The following is a 25,684-nucleotide window of genomic DNA, read 5'->3' on the forward strand; positions in this document are numbered from 1 at the left end:
ATTATTAAGCACTAATCTATTTCGATTATCAGGTTTCGTTTTATTTCTCTATTTAAGAAGTACGCCGTAACAATGGTTGCTAAAACATCGGCTAATGGGAATGACATCCAAACACCTAATTCACCATAAAATATTGGTAATATGAAAATGAGTGGAATAAAGAAAAACCCTTGTCGCGTTAATGTGAGCAGAAGAGCAGGTATTGCTTTACCCACAGCCTGAAAATAAGCTGCGCCAATAAGTTGAATCGCAATAATGGGAGTAGCTGCAAATACCCAACGCATGGCACTTGGTGTTTGAGCAATAACTTCTTTATTGGATGTAAACATTCGCGTAATGGTTTCCGGGAAAGTCATCAACAATACAAAAACAATCGTTGCCAGTACAACAGCATATTTTATAGCCGTATTTATGGTTACTCGCACCCTATCATACTTTTTGGCGCCATAGTTAAATCCTGCAATAGGCAAAAATCCTTGTGTTATACCAAATACAGGAAATAAAGCAAACATGAGCATCCTTCCAACAATCGCATAGGCCGTAACCGAAGTTTCTCCACCAAGCTCAAATAGAATGTTATTCATAAACAAATAGGTTATACTCACAACTGCCTGACGTGCCATGGTTACAAATCCCAATGAACTGATTTCTTTTACAATGGGAAAGTTTAGTCCAAAGTGATGCCATTTAATTTTTAGTTCAGAATTGTCTGATAAAAAGAACCAAAGGATAAAAGCAAAACACAACAAATAAGATCCCGTGGTTGCCCAAGCGGCACCAGCCATACCAAAATCCAAAACGTTAATAAAAAGATAGTCCAAAAGCAGATTCCCAACCGAAGGAATCATCATGGCATACATGGCAAATTTAGGCTTGCCTTCTGCCCTGATAACGGTATTCCCCATCATACACAGTGCTAAAAAAGGCACCCCATAGAGAACAATTTTATAATAGATTTTTGCCGGTTCAAAAATATTTCCCTTACCGCCAAATGCCGGAATAATATCATTGACATAATACAAGCCAAAGGCTATCATGGTTACTGTTAACAATAAGGTTAGGGTTAGCTGATTTCCAAATGTTTTTAGAGCTTTATTGTTATCATTGGCCCCTAATGCCCTTGAAATTATTGAAGACCCTCCAACACCTATACTCATTCCTAAAGCGGCAATAAAAAATGACACAGGAAGCACCACATTTATAGCAGCTATAGCGGTTGAGCCTATCCAGTTTCCTACGAAAATTGTATCCACTAGAATATTAAGCGACATGACCAAAATCCCAATAGAAGCTGGCACAGCTTGTTTAATCAACAGCTTTCCAATAGGCTCGATGCCTAAATCTACAGAAGTGGTTTTTTTCATTCAGATAAAATGGTTTCAGACATGGCCCATTCGTTAATCCATTCGGCTAATAAATTCACCCAGGCATCATCATCATTTAGACAGGGTATGGTTGTAAATTCACTCCCTCCCATTTCATGAAAAATCTCTTGACCTTCCATAGCAATCTCTTCAAGGGTTTCCAGACAATCACTCACAAATGCTGGCGTCACAATAGCCATATTCTTGACACCTTCCTTTCCTAACCTTTCTATTGTACGATCCGTATATGGTTGTAACCATGGGTCAAAACCTAATCGTGATTGAAAACTGGTTGAATAGGTGCCTTCTTGTAAATTGAGCTTTTCGGCGACCAAACGTGTTACCTCAAAACACTGATGTCGATAACAAAACTCATGGGCTTTTGACGGTGTTTTACAACAACTCCCATCAATTTTACAGTGCGATTTGGTCACATCGCTTTTACGAATATGACGTTCTGGAACACCATGGTAAGAAAACAATAAATGGTCAAAAGTTTTACCTTGAAGGTGGTGCCTAATCGAATTTGAAAGCACCTCAATATATTTTGGTTTATTGTAGAAAGCTGGTAAATCAGTCACTTCCAAATTAGGGAAATGCGACTTTCTAACTTCTTCTGCCAACACCAAAATAGTTTCTGTTGTGGCCATCGCAAATTGTGGATATAAGGGAATTAATAACACCTCATCAACACCTTTATCCACTAATTCTTGAAATCCTTTTTTTATGGTCATACTGCCATATCGCATCGCTAAAGCAACTGGAAAAGTAACTTGATTTTGAACTTTCGCTTTTAATCGCTCCGATATTACTATAAGCGGAGAGCCCTCATCCCACCATATTTTTTTGTATGCCGCTGCTGATGCTTTTGGACGTGTATTCAAAATAATACCTTTAACTAAAAGGTTTCTGGCCCAAAGTGGTACATCAATCACCCGCTCATCCATTAAAAACTCTCCGAGATATTTTTTGACATCTTTGGGATTGGGACTATCTGGCGAACCCAGATTTACTAATAATATTCCTTTCATTTAATTTTTACTTAAGAAAAATACCCTATGACGATAGGGACATAATATACTTTTTAGGTGTGGTTCCATATTTCTTTTTAAACGCAGCTATAAAATGGCTGGCTGTACTGTAACCTACACGTAAACCTACTTCATTAACATTGTGGTCACCTGACTCTAATAATTTTCTGGCCACTTCCATCTTATAATCAAACAAAAAACTGAACACAGAGTCTCCGTAAATTTCCTTAAATCCTTCTTTTAATTTTTTGAGACTTAACTGAATTTCATCAGCTAATTCCTGTAAAGTTGGTGGTTCTGCCATTCTTGATATAATAATATCTTTAGCTTTTCTGATTTTTATGACGTTGGCTTCGTCTGCCAAAAAAGGGCATTGTTCAACACTGCCTTCTTCAGTACGATTAAAAAACAAACTTAGTAATTCGTAAGCCTTGCCTTTAAAATATAGGTTCTTTATAGAGCTGTTAAGATTGAAGTTTATTAATTGATTAAGCACGATAGTCATAGAAGGTGTTATCGTGCCATCTTTATAATACTTTTTGTCACGGTTATCATCGCTTAAAAATGTAATATAGTCCGCTTCTTGTGAAAACAATCGATGAAATTTTGTTATTGAAATAACCAGTGAAACCAGCCACGAATTTGGACTGACATCTAAATGAATGGGTAAATCGCGTTGCGGATTATACAATAACAATGAGGTTTCTTCCTTTATAGACAAAGTATAAGTGCCCTGATTAAACTGAAAAGCACAATTACCTTTGACACAAAAATGAAACTGTATATAGCTACTATCAATATCGCGTTCAACAGTTTTTACTTTATCTTCCTCATTCTTAAAGGTTAACACGATGAAGCCGTCGTCAACTTCCGTTTCTTCAAAAGAACCTCTTGCGGTATTTTTTATTTGATTATTATCCAACATAAAATCTTTGTTATTTAGAATAATTCTAAACAAATAGTTTTGAATGTATTACTATACCTGCAAAAGTATGACATTTATCATATTATATTGAAAATAACAATCAAAAAACGACAAACGATACTAAAAGTTCTTTTGGCGTTATTTTTATAGCTATGAGCATTTTATTTTTGCTTGGTAAATTCCAAGTCAGGTGATGGAGCAATACAACATTTCAAAAGGGAGTTCCTTTTACGCCATTGGTTTGAGCTATAAAAAAGCTGATGCCGAAGTGCGTGGACACTTTAGTTTGGACCAACAAGGAAAGACAAATCTCTTGATTCAAGCTAAAAAAGAAGGCATTGAAAGCCTCGTTGTGGTGTCAACCTGTAACCGAACCGAAATTTACGGATTTGCCCAGCATCCATTTCAACTTATTAAATTGCTTTGTGACAATACCAAAGGTACGGTTGAAGAGTTTCAAAACGTTGCCTTTGTTTACAAAAACAAAGAAGCCATCTCTCATATTTTCAGGGTTGGCTCTGGTTTAGATAGTCAGATTTTAGGAGACTTCGAAATTATTGGGCAGTTAAAACAAGCGGCTATAGCATCCAAAAAAGAAAATCTTTTAAATGCCTTTCAAGAACGCTTGGTTAATGCCGTTATTCAGGCCAGTAGACGCATAAAAACTGAAACTCAAATCTCTAGTGGCGCCACATCTGTTTCCTTTGCTTCGGTGCAATATATATTGAATACAGTAAGTGATATTTCCAATAAAAACATCTTGCTATTTGGAACCGGAAAAATTGGTAGAGACACTTGTGAAAATCTGGTTAAGCATACCCAAAATTCAAAAATAACCTTAATAAACAGAACAAAAGATAAAGCTGAAGCCATTGCTGGTAAATTTGATTTAGTTGTTAAGGATTATGAAGATTTAAAAGATGAAATTCAAGCAGCTGATATTTTAATAGTTGCCACAGGAGCCCAAAATCCAACTGTTGACAAACATCTTATTCAAAACCATAAAGGACTTTTAATATTAGATCTTTCCATTCCAAAAAATGTGAATGGAAATGTAACGTCGTTACAGAATATTGAACTCATTCATCTAGATTTTTTGTCTAAAATTACTGATGATACGCTGGAAAAAAGAAAACAAGATATTCCTATAGCAGAACAGATTATTAATGAAGTAGAATCTGAATTTAATGCTTGGCTAGATACCCGTAAATTCGCACCAACTATCAAAGCCTTAAAAAACAAACTTCAAGATTTTAAATCGGCTGAACTGGATTTACAACGGAAAAAAATGGCTAACTTTAACGAAGAGCAAGCCGAAATTATTAGCAACAATATTATTCAAAAAATAACCAATCATTTTGCCCATCATTTAAAAGATGATGCCATTTCTACTGATAATAGCCTAGAGCTTATAAAAAAAGTGTTTCAATTAGAAGAAACTACCCATCATGTCTAGAACAATTCGAATAGGTACTCGCGATAGTGAGTTAGCCTTATACCAAGCTCAATTGGTTAAACAACAACTTGAAAATTTAGGCCATCAAACCCAATTGGTTCCCGTAAAATCTACGGGAGATATTGTTTTGGACAAACCGCTTTATGAGTTGGGGATTACCGGGATTTTTACGAAAACGCTTGACATAGCCATGCTCAATCATGACATTGACATTGCTGTACACTCGTTAAAAGATGTTCCAACTATATTACCAAAAGGTATTGTTCAGGCCGCTGTTCTAAAAAGAGGTAATGTTAGGGATACCCTTGTTTTTAAACATAATGAAGAGTTTTTAGGTGCCAAAGATGCGGTTATTGCGACAGGCAGTTTACGTCGTCGCGCCCAATGGTTAAACCGATATCCAACACATAAAGTTGAGAACTTAAGAGGCAATGTCAATTCACGCTTACAAAAATTAGAAGATAATGAGCATTGGAATGCCGCCATATTTGCAGCAGCAGGTATTGGGCGTATAGGACTTCGTCCTGAAAATGCCATTAATCTACACTGGATGATTCCAGCACCAGCGCAAGGCGCTATCATGGTTACAGCTCTAGAAGAAGATGAAGAAATAAAGGCTATCTGTTCAGAACTCAACCATGAGGAAACGGAGATATGCACCACTATAGAACGTGAGTTTTTAAACAATTTGGAAGGCGGTTGTACAGCGCCTATTGGTGCACTGGCTACTATTAAAGATGATGAAGTTCATTTTGAAGGCGTCCTATTAAGTAAAGACGGATCTAAAAAAATTGAGGTCAAACGATCAGAAAAATTAGGGAAGCACCAAAAGATTGCCCAATATTGCGCTGACTATATTCTTGAGCGAGGTGGAAAACGACTTATGGATAGTATCAAGCATTCTGATGTAAAAACAAAAATATACTCTACCAAAACCCTCACTGACGGTCAGTTGCAATTGTTTCATGAAAACATAGCTGTTGATAGTTCTGATTTTGTAAAAATCAGCTTAAATAGAATAAAGCCTCAAGTGGTTAGAAAGCCCATACAAAATGTTGTCATAACCAGTAAAAATGCTGTTGAGGCCTTACTGCATAATTTTTCAGCACCAGAATTGCAGTTTGAAAACATCTATTGTGTTGGTAGACGCACAAAACAACTAATTGAAAATCGTATAGGACCCGTCAAACATGCTGAAAAGAATGCCAAAAAGTTAGCAGAGTATTTAGTTGAATACATGGAAGGAACCGAAGTGACTTATTTTTGTAGTGACATCCGATTAGATGGCTTACCAAGCATTTTGGAAGACAATAATATATCAGTGGTTGAAGTTGAAGCCTATCAAACCAAACTTGACGCCATTAAACTCCCTAAAACTGTTGAAGGCGTTATGTTTTATAGCCCTTCAACCGTTCAAAGTTACAGACAGGAAAACAATGCCGAATTGATAGCCTTCTGCATAGGAGAAACAACAGCCAAAGAAGCCAAAAAACATTTCAAAGACATACGTGTTGCCAAAGTTCCAACTATTGAAAGTGTTATTGAATTGGTAAACGAACATTATATATAACAGCTGTCATTCCTGCTAAAGCAGGAATCCAGTAAAAGCCATAATAATTTAAAAAGATTCCTGCCTTCGCAGGAATGACAAAAATGATAAAAAACGATTTATTTTTAAGAGCCTTAAAAGGCGAAACGGTTGAAAGACCTCCTGTTTGGATGATGCGACAAGCTGGTCGCTATCTGCCGGAGTTTATGGAAATTAAAGCAAAATATGATTTCTTTACACGTTGCCAAACACCAGAATTAGCTAGTGAAATCACAGTACAACCTATCAGAAGGTATGGTATGGATGCGGCTATATTGTTTAGTGATATTTTGGTTATTCCTCAAGCCATGAACATTGAGGTCCAAATGAAGCCTAATTTTGGTCCCTATTTACCGAATCCTGTTCGCTCTCAAAAAGATGTGGACAACGTTATTGTTCCTGATGTTACGGTAGCGTTGGATTATGTTTACCAAGCTATAAAAGCTACCAAAGAAAAATTAAACGATGAGATTCCATTAATCGGTTTTGCAGGTTCACCTTGGACAATTTTATGTTATTGTGTTCAAGGGCAAGGCAGCAAAAACTTTGATAAAGCCAAAGAATTTTGCTTTACCAATCCTGTTGCAGCACATCAGTTATTGCAAAAAATCACTGACACTACTATTGCTTATTTAAAAGAAAAGGTGAAAGCAGGTTGTAATGCCGTTCAAATATTTGATTCTTGGGGAGGTATGCTCTCACCAACAGATTATCAAGAGTTTTCTTGGCAATATATCAATCAGATTATTGAAGCACTGCATGAGGATGCGCCTGTTATTGCGTTTGGAAAAGGTTGCTGGTTTGCACTAAATGAGATGTCAAAAAGCAAAGCATCAGCATTAGGGGTTGACTGGACCTGTTCGCCTAGAAATGCACGCTATTTAACTGGTGGAAATATCACATTGCAAGGAAATTTTGATCCAACACGATTGTTTTCTCCACCAGAAGAAATCAAGAAGATGGTAACCCAAATGATCCATGAGTTTGGTAAAGACAAATACATCGTAAACTTGGGTCATGGTATTCTACCTAACATTCCGTTAGACCATGCCAAAGCCTTTATTGATGCAGTAAAAGAATACGAAATTTAAGTTTTGATTGTTAGTTTCGATTCATATTATATAGATATCATTCAAGAAAAAGATGCCTGGTCTATTTGTGATTTTGTTGTTTCCAATGAGGATCGTTTAAAACGCTTTTTTCCACAAACCTTATATCAAAATTTAACACCTAATCTTGCCAAATCATTTGCAACAAAAAAAGTAAAGCAATTTTCAGCAAATGAAGAGCTCGTATACCTTCTAAAAGAAAAAAAGTCTCATCAATTAGTAGGAATAATTTATATCAAAGAACTTGATTGGGAAATAAAACAAGGTGAATTTGCATACTGTATTGGTTATCAATTTGAAGAAAAAGGAATAACCACTAAAGCTGTTAGACTGCTTTCTGAGTATGCATTCAAAACTTTAGGCCTCAAAACACTACAAATTATAGTAAACAAAAGCAATATCTCTAGTATCAAAGTAGCAACCAATAATAATTTCACTTGGAAAGAAACATTATTAAAAGAATACACACCCCCAGGTGAAGACACTCTTGATATGGAGTTATATGAATTATACCATGAAAGATAAATTCTATCAATATATACAAGATTTACAAGATACTATTACTTCTAAATTAGAATCTATTGATGGCTATGCTCAATTTCAAGAAGATATTTGGAAGCGCCCTGAAGGCGGTGGCGGAAGAACACGCGTGATCGAAAATGGTGATGTATTTGAAAAAGGTGGCGTCAATATTTCGGCAGTCCATGGCGAACTACCTGAAACCATGCGTAACCATTTTGGGGTTTCTGAAGCCAACTTTTTTGCCTGTGGGTTGAGTTTGGTTTTGCATCCCAAAAATCCATTTGTGCCTACTGTTCATGCTAATTGGCGCTACTTTGAAATGTATAATCAAAATGGTGATATTGTTGATCAATGGTTTGGTGGCGGACAGGATTTAACACCATATTACTTGTTTGAAGAGGACGCCAAACATTTTCATCAAGTTTGTAAAACGGCTTGTGACAACCACAATCCCGATTTTTACAAAACCTATAAGACTAGATGTGATGAATACTTTTACAATTCGCATCGAAATGAAGCTCGAGGCATTGGTGGTTTGTTTTTTGATTATTGCAAAACTTCCGATGTCATGTCAATGGAAAAATGGTTTAACTTTGTTAGAGAAGTTGGTGACAGTTTTTTAGAGGCTTATGTCCCTATCGTTGAAAAAAGAAAAGATTTACCCTTCACAAAAAAACAAAGAGATTGGCAGGAAATACGTCGCGGTCGTTATGTTGAATTCAATTTGGTTCATGATAAAGGCACCTTGTTTGGCTTAAAAACCAATGGTCGTATTGAAAGTATATTAATGAGTTTACCCCCACATGTACAATGGATTTATAATTATCAACCAAAATCAGGAAGTGAAGAAGCAAAACTTCTTGAAGTTTTAAAACAACCAAAATCATGGGTATAAAATATGTTGTTTTTGTTTTTGTATTGCTTTGTTGTAATGCTATTGTGTTTTCTCAAACAGAAAATGATTCCATTGTTTATGATATCCAAACAGAATACATTGAAAAATTCCCGAATAGAATAACTGCTAGACTGTTTTATGTAAACACTTCCAATTCATTAAAAGTGAATGACAGAAATTCTGATCTCTATTTTAATTTAACACCCAACAAACAAAACCGCATTGGTGCTTCAGTATCCTTTCGTTCCCTGACTATTTCGTATTCATTTGCACCTAATTTTTTAGCCGAAAATAAAGACAATGAGAATTCCAAGCTTTTCAATCTTGATTTTAGAAATTATTTTGGAAGACACTGGATGCAAACTTTAGACCTTTATCAAGCAAAAGGTTTTTACCTAGAAAACAGAGATATTAATTTATATTTTCCTAGAATTAAATCTTTTAAAATTGGTGGAGCTACTTCTTACATTTTCAATGAAAACTTCTCGTTTAGAGCCATTGCGAGTCAAGATGAAAAGCAATTAAAAAGCACGGGCAGTTTTATTCCAAGAATTGTCTATTATTATACCAAATTGAATATAAGAGGTGAAGACAACTCAACCGATACTGAACTACATACTTTTGATATCGTCTTTGCCCCTTCATATTACTATAATTTTGTGCCAACAAAAAACTTATTTATATCGGCTGGTGTTTCTGCAGGAATTGGGCTCAACTATTCTAAAAATGAAGACAACAACCATATTCAAGACGATGAATCATTAACATCATTGACGACTGAATTAAATTTTAGAGGCTCTCTTACCTATGATATTTCCAGTTTTTATCTCGGCACACATTACAATTATTTAATTCTAAACCACAATACAGATAGGTCGTCCTATGTAAATGACAACATCCCTTTCTTCCAAATTTTTGCAGGCTACCGTTTTAGAGCTCCTAAAAAACTGGTGAGAAAAGCTGATGATATAAACGAAAAAATAAAGTTGTAAAATCTAAATATGTATCCATTAAGAAGAAACAGACGCTTAAGAACCAAAGAATCCATAAGAAGTTTGGTTCGTGAAACCATTATTACACCAAATGATTTTTTGGTTCCTTTATTTGTGGTTGAAGGCAAAGGCGTAAAAGATGAAATTGCTTCTATGCCTAATTATTATCGGTACAGTTTAGATTTATTGGAACAAGAAGTAAAGGAACTTTGGAGACTTGGGTTAAAATCGGTTTTATTATTTGTTAAAGTGCCTGATAACTTAAAAGACAATAAAGGAACTGAAGCGCTAAATCCAAACGGATTGATGCAACGTGCCATAAAAACGGTCAAAAATGCCTGTCCTGATATGTTAGTCATGACTGATGTGGCTCTAGACCCTTATTCATCATATGGCCACGATGGTATCGTTGAAAATGGCCTTATTGCAAATGATGATACCGTTGCTGTTTTAGCGGAAATGAGTTTATTGCATGCCAAAGCTGGTGCTGATCTTGTAGCACCAAGTGATATGATGGATGGTCGCATTTTAAGTATCCGGGAAGCTTTAGAAGAGGAAGGGTATTACAATACGGGCATTATGAGTTATTCGGCTAAATATGCTTCTGCATTTTATGGACCTTTCCGTGATGCGCTCGATTCTGCTCCTGTTGATATGGCTAATGTCCCTAAAGATAAAAAAACGTATCAAATGGATCCTGCCAATCGTTTTGAAGCCATCCGAGAAACTGAAATGGATATTGATGAAGGCGCCGATATTGTGATGGTTAAACCTGGTTTGTGCTATTTAGATATTGTCCGAGAAATTAAAAACGAAGTAGATGTTCCTGTTGCTGTATATCAAGTTTCAGGTGAATACGCTATGGTAAAGGCCGCTGCCGAAAAAGGTTGGTTAGATCATGATGCCGTGATGTTAGAGCAAATTACCGCCATTAAACGTGCTGGTGCTGATATTATAGCATCATATTTTGCAAAGGATATTGTGAAATTGATTTCGTAAATTAGCTTCAACTTAATATCATTTTAATGAGTGCATTAATTTTCTGGGCAACTATTTCCATTTTCTTTTCTTTTTTATGTTCCATTCTCGAAGCTGTGCTTTTAAGTGTAACACCTACTTTTATCAATGTCAAAAAACAGGAAGGTAGAGCCTACGCTCAAACATTGGAGGAGCTTAAAAAGGATGTCGATAAACCTTTAATTTCTATTTTAACTCTTAATACCATCGCTCATACTTTGGGAGCCATGATGGTGGGTATTGAGGCTGAAAAATTACCTTATAAAATTGAAGTTTTTGGAATCAATACAGTTGGTGTCGTTTCGGCTATTATGACCTTGCTCATCTTAATTGCTTCAGAAATTATTCCCAAAACTATTGGTGCTACATACTGGAAACAGTTGGCTAATTTTACATCTAAAGCCCTAACCGTTTTAATATTCCCTTTAAGATGGACAGGGATTCTCTGGCTTTTGCAATTAACAACTAAACTTATTGGTGGCAAAGGCCATCATGGTAGTGTTTTGAGTCGTGAAGATTTTCACGCCATGACCAGTTTAGCCGAAGAAGAAGGTGTTTTTCATGAGTCTGAAAGTAAGGTCATAAAAAATATGCTGACCTTTAAAGAAGTTCAAGCCAAAGATGTCATGACTCCTAGAACGGTCATGTCCATCGAAGATGAAAACCAGACCATTGAGTCTTTTTTTAGGAAAAACGCCAATATCAAATTTTCTAGAATTCCTGTTTTTACTAATAATACTGATAATATTACAGGTCTTGTTTTAAAAGATGAAGTTTTTAAAGAAATGGCCTTTGGTAATGGCGATAAGCCTCTTACAGAAATTAAACGAAATATTATTGTTATTAACCGCACCATGCCAATTCCAAGATTGTTTGAGCAATTAGTGGAAAGTAAAAACCACCTAGCTTTGGTTGTAGATGAATATGGCGGTGTTAGTGGCTTGGTAACCATGGAAGATGTTATTGAAACTCTTTTGGGCATGGAAATCATGGATGAAAGTGATGATGTTCCTAATTTACAGCAACTGGCCAGAAGAAGTTGGGAAGCTCGTGCTAAACGTATAGGCTTAATAGAGGATGAAGATCCTGAAGACGAATTAAATGGATAGTTGTATCATAGCGTCACCACTAGGGTTCACGAGAATTATTGGTGATGATGATGGCATTGAATCTATTACTGTCTTGAATTCAGAAGAAATTGTTTCAGATGTTATCCCAGAAAGTTTAGAGGATTGCGTGTATCAACTTCATGAATATTTCAATGGTGAGCGTCAATCATTTGACATAAAATTAAATCCGCAAGGCACCCTTTTTCAAAAACAAGTTTGGGATGAACTATTGAATATTCCTTATGGTAAAACCATTTCATATTTAGAACTCACCAAAAAATTAGGTGACATAAAAGCCATTCGAGCCGTTGCTAATGCCAATGGTAAAAATCCGCTATGGATTGTGGTACCTTGTCATCGTGTTATTGGTAGTGATGGGAGCTTAACAGGATATGCTGGTGGATTACACAGAAAGCAATGGTTGTTGGAGCATGAAAGTCCATATAAACAACAATCGCTTTTTTAATAATCATTTTTACTATATTTAGTTTTCTAAAACTACTACATGAAATTTTTAAAAAAACTACTTAAATGGGTTGTTATTGTTTTTGCACTAATCGTTGCTGTACTTTACATTACGGATACTGATTACTTACTTAAAGCCGTTAGAACGATATACCTGAAAGGTTATACAACAGCTTATCTAGAAGATTATAAAGAATTTGATAATGCCATTATTGAAAATGGCACACCACAGCCTTGGCCAAACCACAAGGACTATAATTCGGTTGAAGAAACCGAAGCCTTAAAAAAAACCAACGTCCAAAATGGAACTATAGCCTATGTTATCATTAAAAATGATAGTATTTGGTTTGAAAACTATTATGACGGTTTCGGACCTAATTCAAAATCCAACTCATTTTCCATGGCAAAAAGCTATGTGTCTGCTATGCTGGGTAAAGCCATCATGGATGGTTATGTAAAAAATTTAGATCAACCTATTTGTGATTTTATACCAGAGTTTTGTGAAGACAAAAACGAAAAAGCTTCAAAAATAACCGTAGGTGATTTATCGTCCATGGCATCAGGAACCAATTGGGACGAACGTTACTATTCACCATTTTCAATCACCACACGAGCTTATTTTGATGACGACTTAGATAAAGTAATGTTAGGGTTAGATGTGGTACGAGAACCGGGAACTGGATACAAATATGCTAGTGGTGACACCCAAATGCTAGCCATGGTTTTAGAACGGGCAACTGGTAAAAAACTATATGATTACTTAACTGAAAGTTTTTGGAAACCTCTTGGATCTGAAAACGCTACATTGTGGCAAGTCGATAGCGAAGAACATGACATGGTAAAGGCCTATTGTTGTATAGCCAGTAACGCTAAAGATTTTGCAAGAATGGGGAAACTCTACAAGGATTATGGTAAATGGAATGGACAACAGCTATTGGATTCTGCATTTATTGCCAAATCTGTAACGCCTCGTTTTGAAGCTAGTCCAGAATATGGTTATGGCTGGTGGCTTAAAAAAATGAATGGAAAATCGTTTTTTATGATGCGTGGCCATTTAGGACAATATGTAATTGTTGAACCCAATGATAATGTGATTATTGTACGATTGGGTCACTCAAAAGGTCCGGGTGACGCTATTGCTACTTTTACACCAGATATCACGACTTATATCGAAGAGGCTTATAATATGTTAGAAAAAAATTAAACATGATTAGTAAATTAAATCTTGAAAACATTCTGTTTTTGGACATTGAAACGGTTCCAGAAACACAGCACTTTTCAGATTTAAACGAGACCAAACGAATGCTTTGGGAAGCCAAATCACAATATCAGCGTAAAGATGATTTTACCGCTGAAGAATTTTATGATCGTGCTGGTATTTGGGCCGAGTTTGGCAAAATAATATGTATTTCTGTAGGGTATTTTAAAATGCAAGGCGATATCAGAACATTTCGTGTCACCTCATTTTATGGTGATGAAATTAAAATTCTGAAAGACTTTAAAAACCTCCTTATAACGCATTTTAGCCAAAATAAACACTTGCTTTGTGCCCACAATGGTAAGGAGTTTGACTTTCCTTATATAGCCAGACGTATGATCATTCATAATTTGGAATTACCCTATAAACTGAACTTGTTTGGTAAAAAACCATGGGAAGTACCGCATCTCGACACATTAGAACTATGGAAATTTGGTGATTACAAAACATATACATCCTTAAAATTATTGACCAATGTCTTGGGAATACCTTCGCCAAAAGATGATATTGATGGCAGTGAAGTTTACCGTGTATTTTATGAAGAAAATAATATAGATCGCATAATTACATATTGCGAGAAAGATACGATAGCGGTTGCGCAAATATTTTTACGATTGCGAGGTGATGAATTACTCCACGAGAACGAAATAATTCAATTATAAAAAAAGTCCAGATTTTGAATCTGGACTTTTTTATTAATCAATGTTTATTTATTAGTTAATAATAATTTTCTGCGATTTACTGATGGAATCACTTTCCAACTGTATCACATATACGCCAGAAGCTACATTATCAGCATTTATTTCATTTAAAGTTGAACCTCCTTCCAGTGTCGAAGTTACAACTAATCTTCCTTGAATATCATAAACTTTAGCAACAGTAACTTCGTCCAGATGTCCTTTAATGACGATTGTTTTAGGATTGCTTTGAGTAAAAATAATCAGCGTATTAGAATCAAACTCTGGGTTTGACAACGTTTGTGATTCAAAATGTAAAAAATAACGTCCAAGTCCAGACAATGAACTTGATACAGAAAGTATATAGTCAGAATCGTTTAACAAGGTAAATGTATTCAAAACTGTATCTTCTAAATACAGATTAATGTTTTCCGGCAATGTATTACTTTCAATTCCAACCACTATTTGTTGTCCTTGAGCAGCATTGATTCCCAGAGGAAAAACAATATCTTGATTGAATTCATCATACCCAACCGATTGAATAGCTATGTCATTACCTTCATGCCCTTCTACTAATGCAGAATAAATAGCGAAATTTGGTGCTGTCCCGTTAAAAACAGTGGCATCATAACCAACATCCATGGCTCTTGTAGCGAAATCTGTAAAATAAAAATCAGTATAAAAGCTATCTGTATTATTTGACATTTGAAGTCTTAAATAAGCTAAATCATTTCTTTGACTATTTCTACCAGAAATAAAATCGTCGCTTGAGCCAATGGTACGACTACTTGGTGAAAATGAAACGGTTCCTCCCCCAACTTTAGAGGATACTAAAAATCCTTGCCCAGGAGTAATTAATGCATTCGGGTTTGCTAAAGCATAAGCTTGATTCCAAATGACCCATCCATCTGACGCATCGCCATCATATCCATAAACAGCTGCACTTGTAGCCAGTAATTCAGAAACATTATCATTTAAAAAATCTGAAAGTCTAATATAGGATGGGTAAGGATTCCCAACCAAATTCCATTCGGGATATACCGTTCCGGAATTAATAATTCCAACATTAACAACTCCGGTGTTTACCGTTCCGCTAAAAGTAAACGTGCTATTATTAGTTGATGCAGCTCTATAGCCCACTCCAGGATCTAGAGTAATGGCTGCTTCGGCCGGAACATTGGTGTCATAAGTCAAATAGGATTCTGTGACCTTATCAAATGGCCCAAAAAGTTTCTCTGATGGGTTAGATGGATTTGAAAATATATTAGCATTTAATGACGCAAAGTCTCCAAAAGTCTGACCTGTAACTGGTGCAGAAATTAAATCATTCCCACCTGAACTAGCATTAATATTAACGTGGCGCTTGTAAGACACATTTCCAGAAATACTACCATTTGTGATTAGGCTTGAATATTGATTTGATATCGAATTAAGCACCAAGCTACCATTATTGGTTAAATCTCCATTTAAAATTATGGATCCCGTTTCTAATACTTCTAAAGCTGCGCCTGAATTTACAGTTAAATTATTTAAGTCAACATCCGAACCAATATTGTAGGATCCATTGTAAATCAATGCATTGTCAGAACCTGTTAAATCAGAAGGCGCATTTGGAATCCAAACACTATCCATAAATAATAGGCCATCGTATTTCAAATTAATGGTATAATCTTCTACTTCTCCAAAATCAAAGGATTCGCAAGATGTTGGGACACCATTATACTTCATAGATACTCTCATTCTAGTGCTTTCTTCAAAAGCTATATCATCAGGCACCGTAAAGGTTCCACTAACTGGTGTATTTTGAGTAATTGGTTGCGACCAAACTAACTCGCCTGCATCATCAAAATCCCCATCATAATTGTAGTCTATCCAAACGGCATAACCTTCATTGTAAATCGTTCCAGTCCAAACTGGGGTTACGGTAATTGTGTATTGTGTGCCGCTTAATAAATCAGTACTGATACTTGTGAAATCAGAATAACCAACACTTGTTGTGCCAGTTCCGGATACATTATCAATACTCGCTAGTTGAACACGACCAATATACTCGTCTACTGTGCTATTACCATTTGAATCGCAATAAACAGGTATAATATCATCCAATATTTCTATATGGTCAATGGCCATATCGCTTCGAAAACCTCCTCCTGTAGTACCAATAAATCTAAATTTTACGTTGCTTCCAACATAACTGCTTAAATCGATAAAATGATTAAACCATTGATTTCCTTGATTACCGCTTAAGGTAAAAATATTGGTCCAATTGGATCCATCATCAACCGATATTTCCAAATCCAATGTTCCCATATTTGATCCATACATATGATAATAAAAAGAAAAATATGCTTCAGTAAGACCAGACAAGTCATAACATGGACTATTAAGAATAGCTGTAGCGTTTGGCCCTAAATTTCCGCCGCCATTAGAAGCCTCTGTATAAAAATAATTTCCTCCTCCCGTAATATCATCGGATGGACCGGTGTTACCAGACTGGGTACCATTAGCATCTAATGTCCAGTTACCATCATCGCCAGTAGCTTGGGTCCAATCCCCTATTCCAGCATCGAATGTTTCCAAATAGGGGTACGTGTTAATTATAGTTCCTGTACATTGCGGTGCTTGGTCCGTAGTAAACTGCCATATTGGTGACCAATTACCATTAGCACAGTTATTTATAGCTCTAACTCTCCAATAATAATCGGTATCATAAGATAGTCCAGAAAGCGATACCGAGGTATTAGTGAGCCCTGTTTGAGAGGACACCACATTAGATAATCCAGAGTCTGTTGCAACAACTAACTCATAAGAATCACTATTGGCAACAGCATTCCAACTTAAAGTGGGTGAAGTGCTCACTGCCAATTGTCCGTTGGCAGGTGCTATCAATGTAGTTGTACTTAATACACCTGGAGAAATAGTATAGCTTATGTCAAATGTTCTAGTAATTCCACCACCATCACCGGTAATTGTTATCATATAAGTACCAAAAGCAGCTGTTCCAGGGTCTAGAGTCAATATCGAACTACCTGTAGGGGTCACGGGATTCAATGAAAAGCTTTCAGAAGCACCTGAAGGTAAGCCTGTTGTAGATAGTGTAACAGGGGTGTTAAACCCTAAAAAAGACGTCAAATCTATTGTGTAGTCAGCTGTAGCAGGAGTACAAGACTCATTACTATCTGGTGACACCGCCATAGAGAATGTTGGTGTTGATAAATTAATTGTAAAATTTGCATTGGAAATATCGAAGAAAATATGGTTTGAACCTCTCACCATAATTCTATTTTGTGTCCCAGGGTTATTTGGAACAACTATGTCATGTGAACCATCATTTGCAACGCCAGTAGCCAATGTTATTGGATAGGTATCGCCTCCATCAGTTGATAGAAAGATATCCACATTAGCGGCATTAATACCATTTCCTGTCGTTCCAGCAACATTCCATGTTACAGTTTGTGTAGTCCCAGCATCCCAAGCAACATTAGTATTTGGCGCTGTTACAACAAAAGGACCAGCAGCAGTCGTGACATTAACAACCATATCATCACTTTCATTTGCACCACCTCCAGCAACGTTGTCTCTTACCGTTAATCTAAAATTTAATGCTCTACTCACATTTGGAACAGCCTCCCATTGCCATGATGTTGCTCCAGTTTTTACAGTCTCTAACCTTGGGAAATAACGCTTATTGTCTGTTACAGGCTCATAAGCTCGGAAAGCGACACCTGTAGTGGCTGTAGTACTTGGATAAGTTGTTGAGGCATTATTCTCATCCATTTGTTCCCACGAATAACTTAATACATCTCCTGCATCAGCATCTGTTGCGGTACCTTCTAACACAAAAGGGGTTGCTCTTGGTATGGTATAGTCTGACCCGGCATTTACGACTGGCACAGCGTTCCCTGTGTTGGTATTGGTTTGACAGCTGGTACTTTTTATATAATCCGTTACTTGCTCAATTGACACCGCATGAAAGTTTGGGTGAACATTAGCTTGAACATCGGTTGCTCCTGTAATACCGGCATAACTCATGATGGTAGAGCCACTTCCTGGTTCAACTTGGACATTGGTTCCTTCGTTTCCACCAAAGGTCCATGTATGATTGGCTCCGAACTGATGCCCCATCTCATGAGCCACATAATCTACATCAAAGAAATCTCCTTCTGGAACAGCAGCAGATGTCCAACCACTACCCTTTTGATTATTAACACATACGCAACCAATACATCCCGCATTTCCGTTATTCTGAAGGTTCGCGAATAAATGACCTATATCATAATTGGCTTCACCAATGACACTTGTTAATGTAGACTGAAGTTCACTATTATAACTTCCAGTTGTATTACCGTAAGGGTCGGTAGCAGTATTTGTATAAATGACATCATCTGTGTTTGCGATAAGCACCATGGTTACGTTAAAATCCACTTCAAATATACCATTCACCCGAGTCATCGTATTATTGATGGCTGCCAATGCCAATGGTTTAGTTCCGCCGTGATAGTTTGTATATTCGCCAGTAGCGGAAACAGCCAATCGATAGGTTCTTAAAATAGAATCATCGGCGTTGTTTCTAAATCCATTGTTGGAGTCATTTAACAGTCTATTAGCGCTTTCAACAACCGAGCACTCAAACGCATCATTATAATTTAGTTTATCTTTTCTTTTGAAAACGACATACTGTGATAAATCATCAGAAAACACTTCTATAAATGTTGCTGGTTTATTAGCAGAAATAATCATTCCTTGAAAGCCAAGAGGTGATATGCTAAATCTCAAAACCGCTGAAGGATCTTCAATTCCTTGACCTGCATAGGATCTGATTTCAGGGTATCTTGCTTGTAGTTCTGGACTAAAAACAGAAGCTTCTATTATTCGAAAATTTTCCAATTTCCCTTCAGAATTAGGGAATGTAAGAACAATATTTGAATTAAGACGATTACTCCCTCTTTTAGGAACATTCGTTAAACTTGCTTTTAAGCCTTCAACATCCAAAGTGAATATATTTGGATTTTGAATTTGTAGTTTTTCTGTATTAATTAATGCCGGTTTTGAAGTAACTGTTTCATTCCATAATTGCCGCTTTTGAGAATAGGCAATCGTCATGTTAACCAATACTAGTAATAGGAAAATTCTTTTCATATCTAATGCTTAAGGTATATTTTGGTGCAATAAATTTTAACTGCTAAAATAACTATTATTTTAATATATAAAATATTGATTTTAAATCTTTAGCGTAGAAATCTATTAGCACTTATTGTTTTATGAATTTTTTAATTGATAAATATTTTCCATTATTCAATTCAATAAAATATAATCCAGAACTCAATAATGATACATCAATACTACCTGTTGAATTTCCTGAAATCAGAACCTCCCCAGAAATATTTCTAATATGATAATTGAAAGCATCTACTTCTCCTATTTTCACTGTCAATATATTTGCAGTAACTGGATTTGGATATAGCTTCACATTTTCAAAATGGCTTGTATCTGTTCCTCTTGATTGTTGCACTTTTAAACTAGACTCATTCCTTCCTGTAATAGTAATTTGATCAACATAAATCTGTTCATTTTTTTTGGATGCCGCAGATTGGAATCTAAATCCAGCATTAGAAGCAAAATTGTATTGAGTTGATGAAATAACAACTGTCGCATTATTAAATGAATTGTTATTGTATCCAGAACCTACTATAAAATTAGCAGCTACTACCCAAGTGGATCCATCAAAATAGCTAAAAATTAAACTTTCGCCGTTATTAAGACCGTTGACATAAAAATAAAGATCTATCTCTATCTCCGAAAAAGGTGAGGTATCAATATTTGACAGCGTCATTGCCGAAGAAATCCCAGAATTATCTCGCAATCTCATGGAGTAACTGCCTTCGTAAGAATAGCTCGAAGATACCCTAGAACAATCATTTCCGCCTTCAACCCAACCGTCAAGGCCTGTTTCAAAATAACCTTGATTTAATATAACGTCACTTGGAGGACATATTGGGCAATAAGAACCTCCACAATCAACTCCTGTTTCATCACCGTTTTGAATACCGTCATTACATGTTGGCGCCGCTAATGTTGTTTCATTAACTGAATTACTAGCAGAGGAAGAATTCCCTGCTGCATCTCTAGCTACAACATAAAATGAGTAGGTGGTATTTTCACTCAAACCAGTAGCTAAATAAAAAGTTCCCCAAACGCTATCAATAAAAATTCCATCTTGATAAATATCGTAGCCATCAACTCCAATATTATCTGTGGATGCATTCCAAGATAAATCAGTAGTCGTTTCTGTAGTATTAGAAGCCGAAAGTCCAGTCGGTGTACTTGGTGCTACAGTATCTACAAATGCTTCTGTAGTTACATTCACTGTATTGCTAGCATTAGAAGCGTTCCCTGCTGCATCTCTGGCAATAACATAAAATGTGTAAGCAGTACTTGGACTTAATCCTGCAACCTGATATGTAGTACCACTTACATTTGCAATAAAACTTCCATCTTGATAAATATCGTAACCTGAAACTCCAACATTATCGGTGGCAACATCCCAACTCAAATCTGTTGTAAAGGAAGTAGTATTATTTGCTGTTAAATTTGTTGGTGCTGAAGGTGCTTGCGTATCTGGCGGGTCCAAGGTTGTGATATTCTCTGAATTACTTGCAGAGGAAGCGTTACCTGCTGTATCTCTAGCAATGACATAAAATGAATAACCCGTGCTTGGTGTTAACCCAGTAACCTGATACGACGTCCCTGATACGTTAGTGACAAAACCTCCATTTTGATACACATCATATCCAGTAACCCCAATATTATCGGTGGAAGCATTCCAAGTTAAATCGGTGCTCGTTTGAGTGGTGTTTGAAGCCGTTAAATTAGATGGCACACTAGGTGGTGTCACATCGGGTCCTGACAACATTCCCAAGATAATAACTTGGTCTATGTAAACCTGATCATTCTTTCTTTGAGCATCACACTGAATTCTAAATTGTGCGTTAGCCGGTAAATTGTATTGTGATGCATCCAATGTAAATGACGCCGAATAGAATGAGTTATTACTAAAATCAACTCCAGAAGTATATGTCGCCAATGTTGACCATGATGACCCATTATAGTATCGTAACCAAAAATCTTTGCCATTCTCCATACCGCTGGCATAATAATAGAAACTAATAGTCACCTCATCATAGGAACTTAAGTCAAAAGTTTGTGAAGTCATTGCTGAAGAAACTCCAGAACCATCTCTTAATCTAACCGAATAACTGCCTTCATAAGAATAAGACGTGGCTGTTCTCGAGCAATCATTTCCACCTTCTACCCAATCATCCATTCCCGTTTCAAAATAGCTAGCGCTAACTGTAACATCATTTGTTGTGGTGAAATAAATGGAATTGCTATAAGGTGACGAGCTAGAATTACAATTACTTCTTACCTGAACTTCATATTCGGTAGCTGTCACTAATCCTGATAGATTTACGGAATTAGTATTGGTGTTGATTGTATTCCAATTTGAAGATCCAACTGTTCGGTATCGGCAATCATAATTTGAGCTACTTGGGCTATCCCAACTTACGGTGGCTGAATCAGATTGGACATTGGATGCATTTAATCCTGATGGGGCTGTTGAAGCTAACGGATTCAACAATATATCACTAATAGTAACTGTTTGATAATTTGAAATACTTTGATTTGCTAACGTAAAGGATTGATAACAATCAGCTTCAAATAAGATATCATATGTTCCTGCAATGGTTGGTCTATAAAAATCCCCATAAGGTAATTCTGTTATTGTATGTGAATTGACTGCATCATGCCCTACCAGCGTAATTTTAGCCTCAATGGGATTATTGGTTGCGGCATCTCTCACAACACCTCGAAAACCATAAGTGCCTTGTTCTAAATAATCCAATAAAGCTTCACGGTTATAATTCCAATGATCATTTAATTGAGATGCTGGAATTGTTTTTGTATTGGATAATTCAATGGTTGTCTCTTTACATTGTTGATAGTAATTCATATAATCTTGTCTTCCCCCTTCAACGCGATACCAATCCGCACCGTTGGTTACGCCTGGAAAAACATAGTTGGTATACATGGCATCCATATAGCCATTAGGGCTGTTATTTTGACAATTTTCAGCATATTCTTGACTTATCAAAAAGAACCAGGCGTCATCTGGATGTCGTGTATATGTATTATCCCATGGATAATTGACAACTTCTGTACCACCGTGAAAATTGGCGGACAACACAAAATGATAATTATCTGCCAAAGCCATAAAATGTTGCGTCTCTAGTTCATAATTTGAATTTCCATCAGGATGCGCACCGCCAATATTATCTGGATAATTTCGGTTTAGATCCCATCCATTGTCATTAGCGCGTCTCGCATTAGCAACCGATGTGTTTGTAGGATCTCCATAATAAGTACCATCGGGATTGGCGCTTGGATTAATCCAAATTTCTGTAGTATCCAATAAATTCTTTACTCTTAAATGGTCAGGATGTCCGGTATCATTATAAACTGTCAATAAATAATTGATTAGCTCTAACATCATTGGGTATCCTGCAATTTCATCACCATGCATAGATGAGGTGTACATCATCCTAGGCTCTTGTTCATTCGTAGAAACATTGGCAGAAATCTTGGCAAATAACAATCTTTTGTTTCCACCTCCAACACCTTCTGTTGTTCCACCAATATCAACTATCTGACATAAACTTGGGTAAGTCGTTTCAAAATCCTGCATTTGTTGTGCATAATCTGAATAGGTGGGGTAAGCAGTTAATGGAAATACCAGGGTGGATACCAATCTTTGATTGGGAGGTACTACAACTTGATTAGACATGAGTTGTGGGCCAATGATGTTATCAGCATCTTCTACAAAATATTCAATACCACTTTCTTGAAAACGTCTAAACTGCTGGGTATTTGCCCAAGCATAAACTGTTTTAGATCTGGGATCATAATTCAAAATTGACAATTGGTTCGTCCAATTCTCAATTTCAGAGACATCATTAATTTTAAAACTAAAGTTAACTTCGCCTTTTTGACTTAAAAATTCTTCGGCTTTTGCTCTGGAGTTATTTTGTGAGAACACAAAAGACATACTAAACAAAAGAACAATAAGGGTAATTTTTGCTTTCATTATTTGGTTGGATTTATTCACTAAAATTAATGTTTTTATCAAAAAAAATTTTAACCCTCACAATGACTTGTTAACATGTTATGAAAAAAATATAGAAATGATTAATGCTTGCCGTCATTTGAATTTTATATATTTAAAATATGCCTATAACACCAATTTTAACCGTATCCGATTTATCAATTTCTTTCTTTAGCAATGGTATTGGAAAAGAAATTATCCACAATATTTCCTTTGACCTAAGCCCCAATGAAATTCTTGGAATTGTGGGAGAGTCAGGATCTGGAAAATCGGTATCATCACTGGCAATTCTTGGTTTACTTCCCAAAAAAATATCAAAAATTACTTCAGGAACAATTAATTTCAACGCTACAGACTTAACGAAATTAGCATCAAAAGAGCTTCAAGTAATTCGTGGGAATAACATCGCCATGATATTTCAGGAACCTATGAGTTCCCTTAACCCTTCTATGAGATGCGGAAAACAAGTAGCTGAAATTCTACTACAACATACCTCATTAAGCAAGGAAGATGTAAAAAACGAAACGCTACAACTATTTGAAAAAGTAAAACTTCCAGATCCAGCGCGTGTTTTTAAAGCGTATCCTCATGAAATATCAGGTGGACAAAAACAGCGTGTCATGATTGCCATGGCCATAGCCTGTAAGCCAAAAATTTTAATTGCAGATGAACCAACCACGGCATTGGATGTGACAGTTCAGAAAGAAATTATCTTGTTATTAAAGCAGCTTCAAAAAGATGAGGGCATGAGTATTATTTTTATTAGTCACGATTTGGCTCTTATCTCTGAAATTTCTGATAGGGTCTTGGTCATGTACCAAGGTAACATTGTCGAGCAAGGATTGGTTATTGAAATTTTTAAATCTCCAAACCATACTTATACAAAAGCATTGATTAATTCTAGACCAAACCTACAGGTCAGGTATAAAAGGCTTGCTACCATCAATGATTATATGAACGACACTGTTAACCATGACGTAATTACTACCAAAGAACGTCAAGAAACACATAAAAAATTATACTCCAAGCCGCCTCTTTTGGAGGTTATAAATCTTGAAAAGGAGTATATTTCAAAATCGGATTGGTTTTCGAGTCCTCATAGCTTTAAGGCTGTAAACAATGTTAATTTTAAACTTTACGAAGGTGAAACTCTGGGGCTTGTTGGTGAGTCTGGTTGTGGTAAATCAACTCTGTCTAATGCTATTTTACTTTTAGACAAAGCCACAAAAGGGCGTATTTTATATAAAGGAAATGACATTAGCAATCTATCAAAAGCCGCTACTCGTGAATTGCGAAAAGACATTCAAATTATTTTTCAAGATCCCTTTGCATCATTAAATCCCAGAATCCCTGTTGGAAAAGCGATTATGGAACCCATGATGGTTCATGGTATAGGCAAAAGCACATCTGAAAGAGAAACTCTGGTTTATGATTTACTCGACAAAGTAGGATTGGATTCTTCTGTTTTCAATAGATATCCGCATGAGTTTTCAGGGGGTCAAAGGCAGCGTATTGGAATTGCCAGAGCTATAGCACTTGAACCAAAATTAATTATTTGTGACGAATCCGTTTCGGCTTTGGATATTTCAGTTCAGGCTCAAGTTTTAAATTTACTCAGCGATTTGAAGGATAATTTTGGTTTTACCTATATTTTCATTTCTCATGATCTGGCAGTTGTAAAATACATGTCAGATAATTTAATTGTAATGAATAGTGGCAAGATAGAAGAAATGGATGATGCTGATATTATTTACGCTAACCCACAGAAAGATTATACCAAAAAACTCATTCATGCCATCCCAAAAGGTTTATAGCATAAACAACTTTTTAGTTAAATAAATTAAGCTTTTAAGGAATTGTTTGGTTCTATGAATTTTTGCACTCAAACCCATTTTATAAGTAGGTTGTTCAGGTAGATTTGAGGCAAAATTCATAACGTAGGTTTTATGGTAGATTTGGGTTTTTCTTCAAACTTAAATTATAATAGATTTGGGGAAATTATAATTCAAATTTTAAAAAAGTTGGTTAATCAGTTCATTAAATTTGGGACTGCTAATATGTAACTTATTTTTAATAAATACGCTTAAATACATAATTAATCGATAAAATGCATTAA

17 protein-coding genes are annotated in these 25,684 nt (G+C 36.0%); 12 read left to right on the plus strand and 5 right to left on the minus strand.

Annotated elements, in window-relative coordinates:
- Positions 1-11 precede the first annotated feature (11 nt).
- The 3 genes from C1T31_RS00785 to C1T31_RS00795 are packed head-to-tail and all read right to left on the minus strand — an operon-like array spanning position 12 to position 3,320.
- Positions 12-1,364, minus strand: coding sequence for an MATE family efflux transporter (locus tag C1T31_RS00785; RefSeq protein ID WP_103050562.1), 1,353 nt, complete (start codon positions 1,362-1,364; stop codon positions 12-14).
- Entirely contained in the window at positions 1,361-2,395 is a 1,035-nt protein-coding gene (gene hemH, locus C1T31_RS00790; protein ID WP_103050563.1) for a ferrochelatase, read from the minus strand. The genes C1T31_RS00785 and hemH overlap by 4 nt, the downstream gene beginning before the upstream one ends.
- Positions 2,396-2,420: 25 nt before the next feature.
- On the minus strand, positions 2,421-3,320 hold the full coding sequence (locus tag C1T31_RS00795; protein ID WP_103050564.1) for an AraC family transcriptional regulator: 900 nt from the start codon (positions 3,318-3,320) through the stop codon (positions 2,421-2,423).
- A gap of 193 nt (positions 3,321-3,513) precedes the next feature.
- On the opposite strand from C1T31_RS00795, the gene hemA reads away from it, so the two are divergent.
- The 11 genes from hemA to C1T31_RS00850 all read left to right on the plus strand — a co-directional run bounded on the left by hemA (position 3,514) and on the right by C1T31_RS00850 (position 14,393).
- On the plus strand, positions 3,514-4,776 hold the full coding sequence (gene hemA / locus C1T31_RS00800; protein WP_103050565.1) for a glutamyl-tRNA reductase: 1,263 nt from the start codon (positions 3,514-3,516) through the stop codon (positions 4,774-4,776).
- Positions 4,769-6,346, plus strand: coding sequence for a hydroxymethylbilane synthase (gene hemC / locus C1T31_RS00805; protein ID WP_103050566.1), 1,578 nt, complete (start codon positions 4,769-4,771; stop codon positions 6,344-6,346). Before hemA ends, hemC begins: the two co-directional genes overlap by 8 nt.
- 83 nt (positions 6,347-6,429) lie before the next feature.
- Positions 6,430-7,455, plus strand: coding sequence for a uroporphyrinogen decarboxylase (hemE, locus tag C1T31_RS00810; RefSeq protein ID WP_103051274.1), 1,026 nt, complete (start codon positions 6,430-6,432; stop codon positions 7,453-7,455).
- Positions 7,456-7,458: 3 nt separating this feature from the next.
- Positions 7,459-7,998, plus strand: a complete 540-nt coding sequence (locus tag C1T31_RS00815) for a GNAT family N-acetyltransferase (RefSeq protein ID WP_103050567.1) — start codon at positions 7,459-7,461, stop codon at positions 7,996-7,998.
- Positions 7,988-8,890, plus strand: coding sequence for an oxygen-dependent coproporphyrinogen oxidase (gene hemF / locus C1T31_RS00820; protein ID WP_103051275.1), 903 nt, complete (start codon positions 7,988-7,990; stop codon positions 8,888-8,890). The genes C1T31_RS00815 and hemF overlap by 11 nt, the downstream gene beginning before the upstream one ends.
- Entirely contained in the window at positions 8,881-9,882 is a 1,002-nt protein-coding gene (locus C1T31_RS00825; protein WP_103050568.1) for a DUF4421 domain-containing protein, read from the plus strand. The genes hemF and C1T31_RS00825 overlap by 10 nt, the downstream gene beginning before the upstream one ends.
- A gap of 9 nt (positions 9,883-9,891) precedes the next feature.
- Complete coding sequence (gene hemB / locus C1T31_RS00830; protein ID WP_103050569.1) at positions 9,892-10,881, plus strand: porphobilinogen synthase; 990 nt, start codon at positions 9,892-9,894, stop codon at positions 10,879-10,881.
- A gap of 26 nt (positions 10,882-10,907) precedes the next feature.
- Positions 10,908-12,008, plus strand: a complete 1,101-nt coding sequence (locus tag C1T31_RS00835) for a CNNM domain-containing protein (protein ID WP_103050570.1) — start codon at positions 10,908-10,910, stop codon at positions 12,006-12,008.
- A complete protein-coding gene (locus C1T31_RS00840; RefSeq protein ID WP_103050571.1) occupies positions 12,001-12,474 on the plus strand; it encodes a methylated-DNA--[protein]-cysteine S-methyltransferase in 474 nt (157 codons plus the stop codon). The genes C1T31_RS00835 and C1T31_RS00840 overlap by 8 nt, the downstream gene beginning before the upstream one ends.
- A 39-nt stretch (positions 12,475-12,513) precedes the next feature.
- Positions 12,514-13,677 carry a serine hydrolase domain-containing protein gene (locus tag C1T31_RS00845; RefSeq protein WP_103050572.1) on the plus strand — a complete coding sequence of 388 codons (1,164 nt, stop codon included), beginning with the start codon at positions 12,514-12,516 and terminating at the stop codon, positions 13,675-13,677.
- A gap of 2 nt (positions 13,678-13,679) precedes the next feature.
- A complete protein-coding gene (locus tag C1T31_RS00850; RefSeq protein ID WP_103050573.1) occupies positions 13,680-14,393 on the plus strand; it encodes a 3'-5' exonuclease in 714 nt (237 codons plus the stop codon).
- Between the two features lie 51 nt (positions 14,394-14,444).
- Here the strand turns inward: C1T31_RS00850 and C1T31_RS00855 are convergent, their stop codons facing one another.
- Together C1T31_RS00855 and C1T31_RS00860 are read right to left on the minus strand one after the other, a co-directional pair.
- Entirely contained in the window at positions 14,445-19,547 is a 5,103-nt protein-coding gene (locus tag C1T31_RS00855; RefSeq protein WP_103050574.1) for a reprolysin-like metallopeptidase, read from the minus strand.
- A gap of 112 nt (positions 19,548-19,659) precedes the next feature.
- A complete protein-coding gene (locus C1T31_RS00860; protein ID WP_103050575.1) occupies positions 19,660-23,550 on the minus strand; it encodes a M14 family zinc carboxypeptidase in 3,891 nt (1,296 codons plus the stop codon).
- Between the two features lie 140 nt (positions 23,551-23,690).
- On the opposite strand from C1T31_RS00860, the gene C1T31_RS00865 reads away from it, so the two are divergent.
- Positions 23,691-25,382 (plus strand): ABC transporter ATP-binding protein, encoded by a 1,692-nt coding sequence (locus C1T31_RS00865; protein WP_103050576.1) that lies wholly within the window; start codon positions 23,691-23,693, stop codon positions 25,380-25,382.
- The last annotated feature ends 302 nt before the right edge of the window (positions 25,383-25,684 follow it).

Origin of the sequence: Hanstruepera neustonica (assembly GCF_002895005.1) — a bacterium.
GTDB classification, from domain to species: Bacteria; Bacteroidota; Bacteroidia; order Flavobacteriales; family Flavobacteriaceae; genus Hanstruepera; species Hanstruepera neustonica.

Excerpts from the sequence above, each read along its gene's own strand:
- C1T31_RS00795 (WP_103050564.1), bottom strand. The coding sequence starts at position 3,320 with ATGTTGGATAATAATCAAATAAAAAATACCGCAAGAGGTTCTTTTGAA.
- C1T31_RS00860 (WP_103050575.1), bottom strand. The coding sequence starts at position 23,550 with ATGAAAGCAAAAATTACCCTTATTGTTCTTTTGTTTAGTATGTCTTTT.
- C1T31_RS00855 (WP_103050574.1), bottom strand. The coding sequence starts at position 19,547 with ATGAAAAGAATTTTCCTATTACTAGTATTGGTTAACATGACGATTGCC.
- C1T31_RS00835 (WP_103050570.1), top strand. The coding sequence starts at position 10,908 with ATGAGTGCATTAATTTTCTGGGCAACTATTTCCATTTTCTTTTCTTTT.
- hemC (WP_103050566.1), top strand. The coding sequence starts at position 4,769 with ATGTCTAGAACAATTCGAATAGGTACTCGCGATAGTGAGTTAGCCTTA.
- C1T31_RS00845 (WP_103050572.1), top strand. The coding sequence starts at position 12,514 with ATGAAATTTTTAAAAAAACTACTTAAATGGGTTGTTATTGTTTTTGCA.
- C1T31_RS00850 (WP_103050573.1), top strand. The coding sequence starts at position 13,680 with ATGATTAGTAAATTAAATCTTGAAAACATTCTGTTTTTGGACATTGAA.
- C1T31_RS00865 (WP_103050576.1), top strand. The coding sequence starts at position 23,691 with ATGCCTATAACACCAATTTTAACCGTATCCGATTTATCAATTTCTTTC.
- C1T31_RS00840 (WP_103050571.1), top strand. The coding sequence starts at position 12,001 with ATGGATAGTTGTATCATAGCGTCACCACTAGGGTTCACGAGAATTATT.
- C1T31_RS00825 (WP_103050568.1), top strand. The coding sequence starts at position 8,881 with ATGGGTATAAAATATGTTGTTTTTGTTTTTGTATTGCTTTGTTGTAAT.
- hemE (WP_103051274.1), top strand. The coding sequence starts at position 6,430 with ATGATAAAAAACGATTTATTTTTAAGAGCCTTAAAAGGCGAAACGGTT.
- hemB (WP_103050569.1), top strand. The coding sequence starts at position 9,892 with ATGTATCCATTAAGAAGAAACAGACGCTTAAGAACCAAAGAATCCATA.
- hemF (WP_103051275.1), top strand. The coding sequence starts at position 7,988 with ATGAAAGATAAATTCTATCAATATATACAAGATTTACAAGATACTATT.
- hemH (WP_103050563.1), bottom strand. The coding sequence starts at position 2,395 with ATGAAAGGAATATTATTAGTAAATCTGGGTTCGCCAGATAGTCCCAAT.
- C1T31_RS00785 (WP_103050562.1), bottom strand. The coding sequence starts at position 1,364 with ATGAAAAAAACCACTTCTGTAGATTTAGGCATCGAGCCTATTGGAAAG.
- hemA (WP_103050565.1), top strand. The coding sequence starts at position 3,514 with ATGGAGCAATACAACATTTCAAAAGGGAGTTCCTTTTACGCCATTGGT.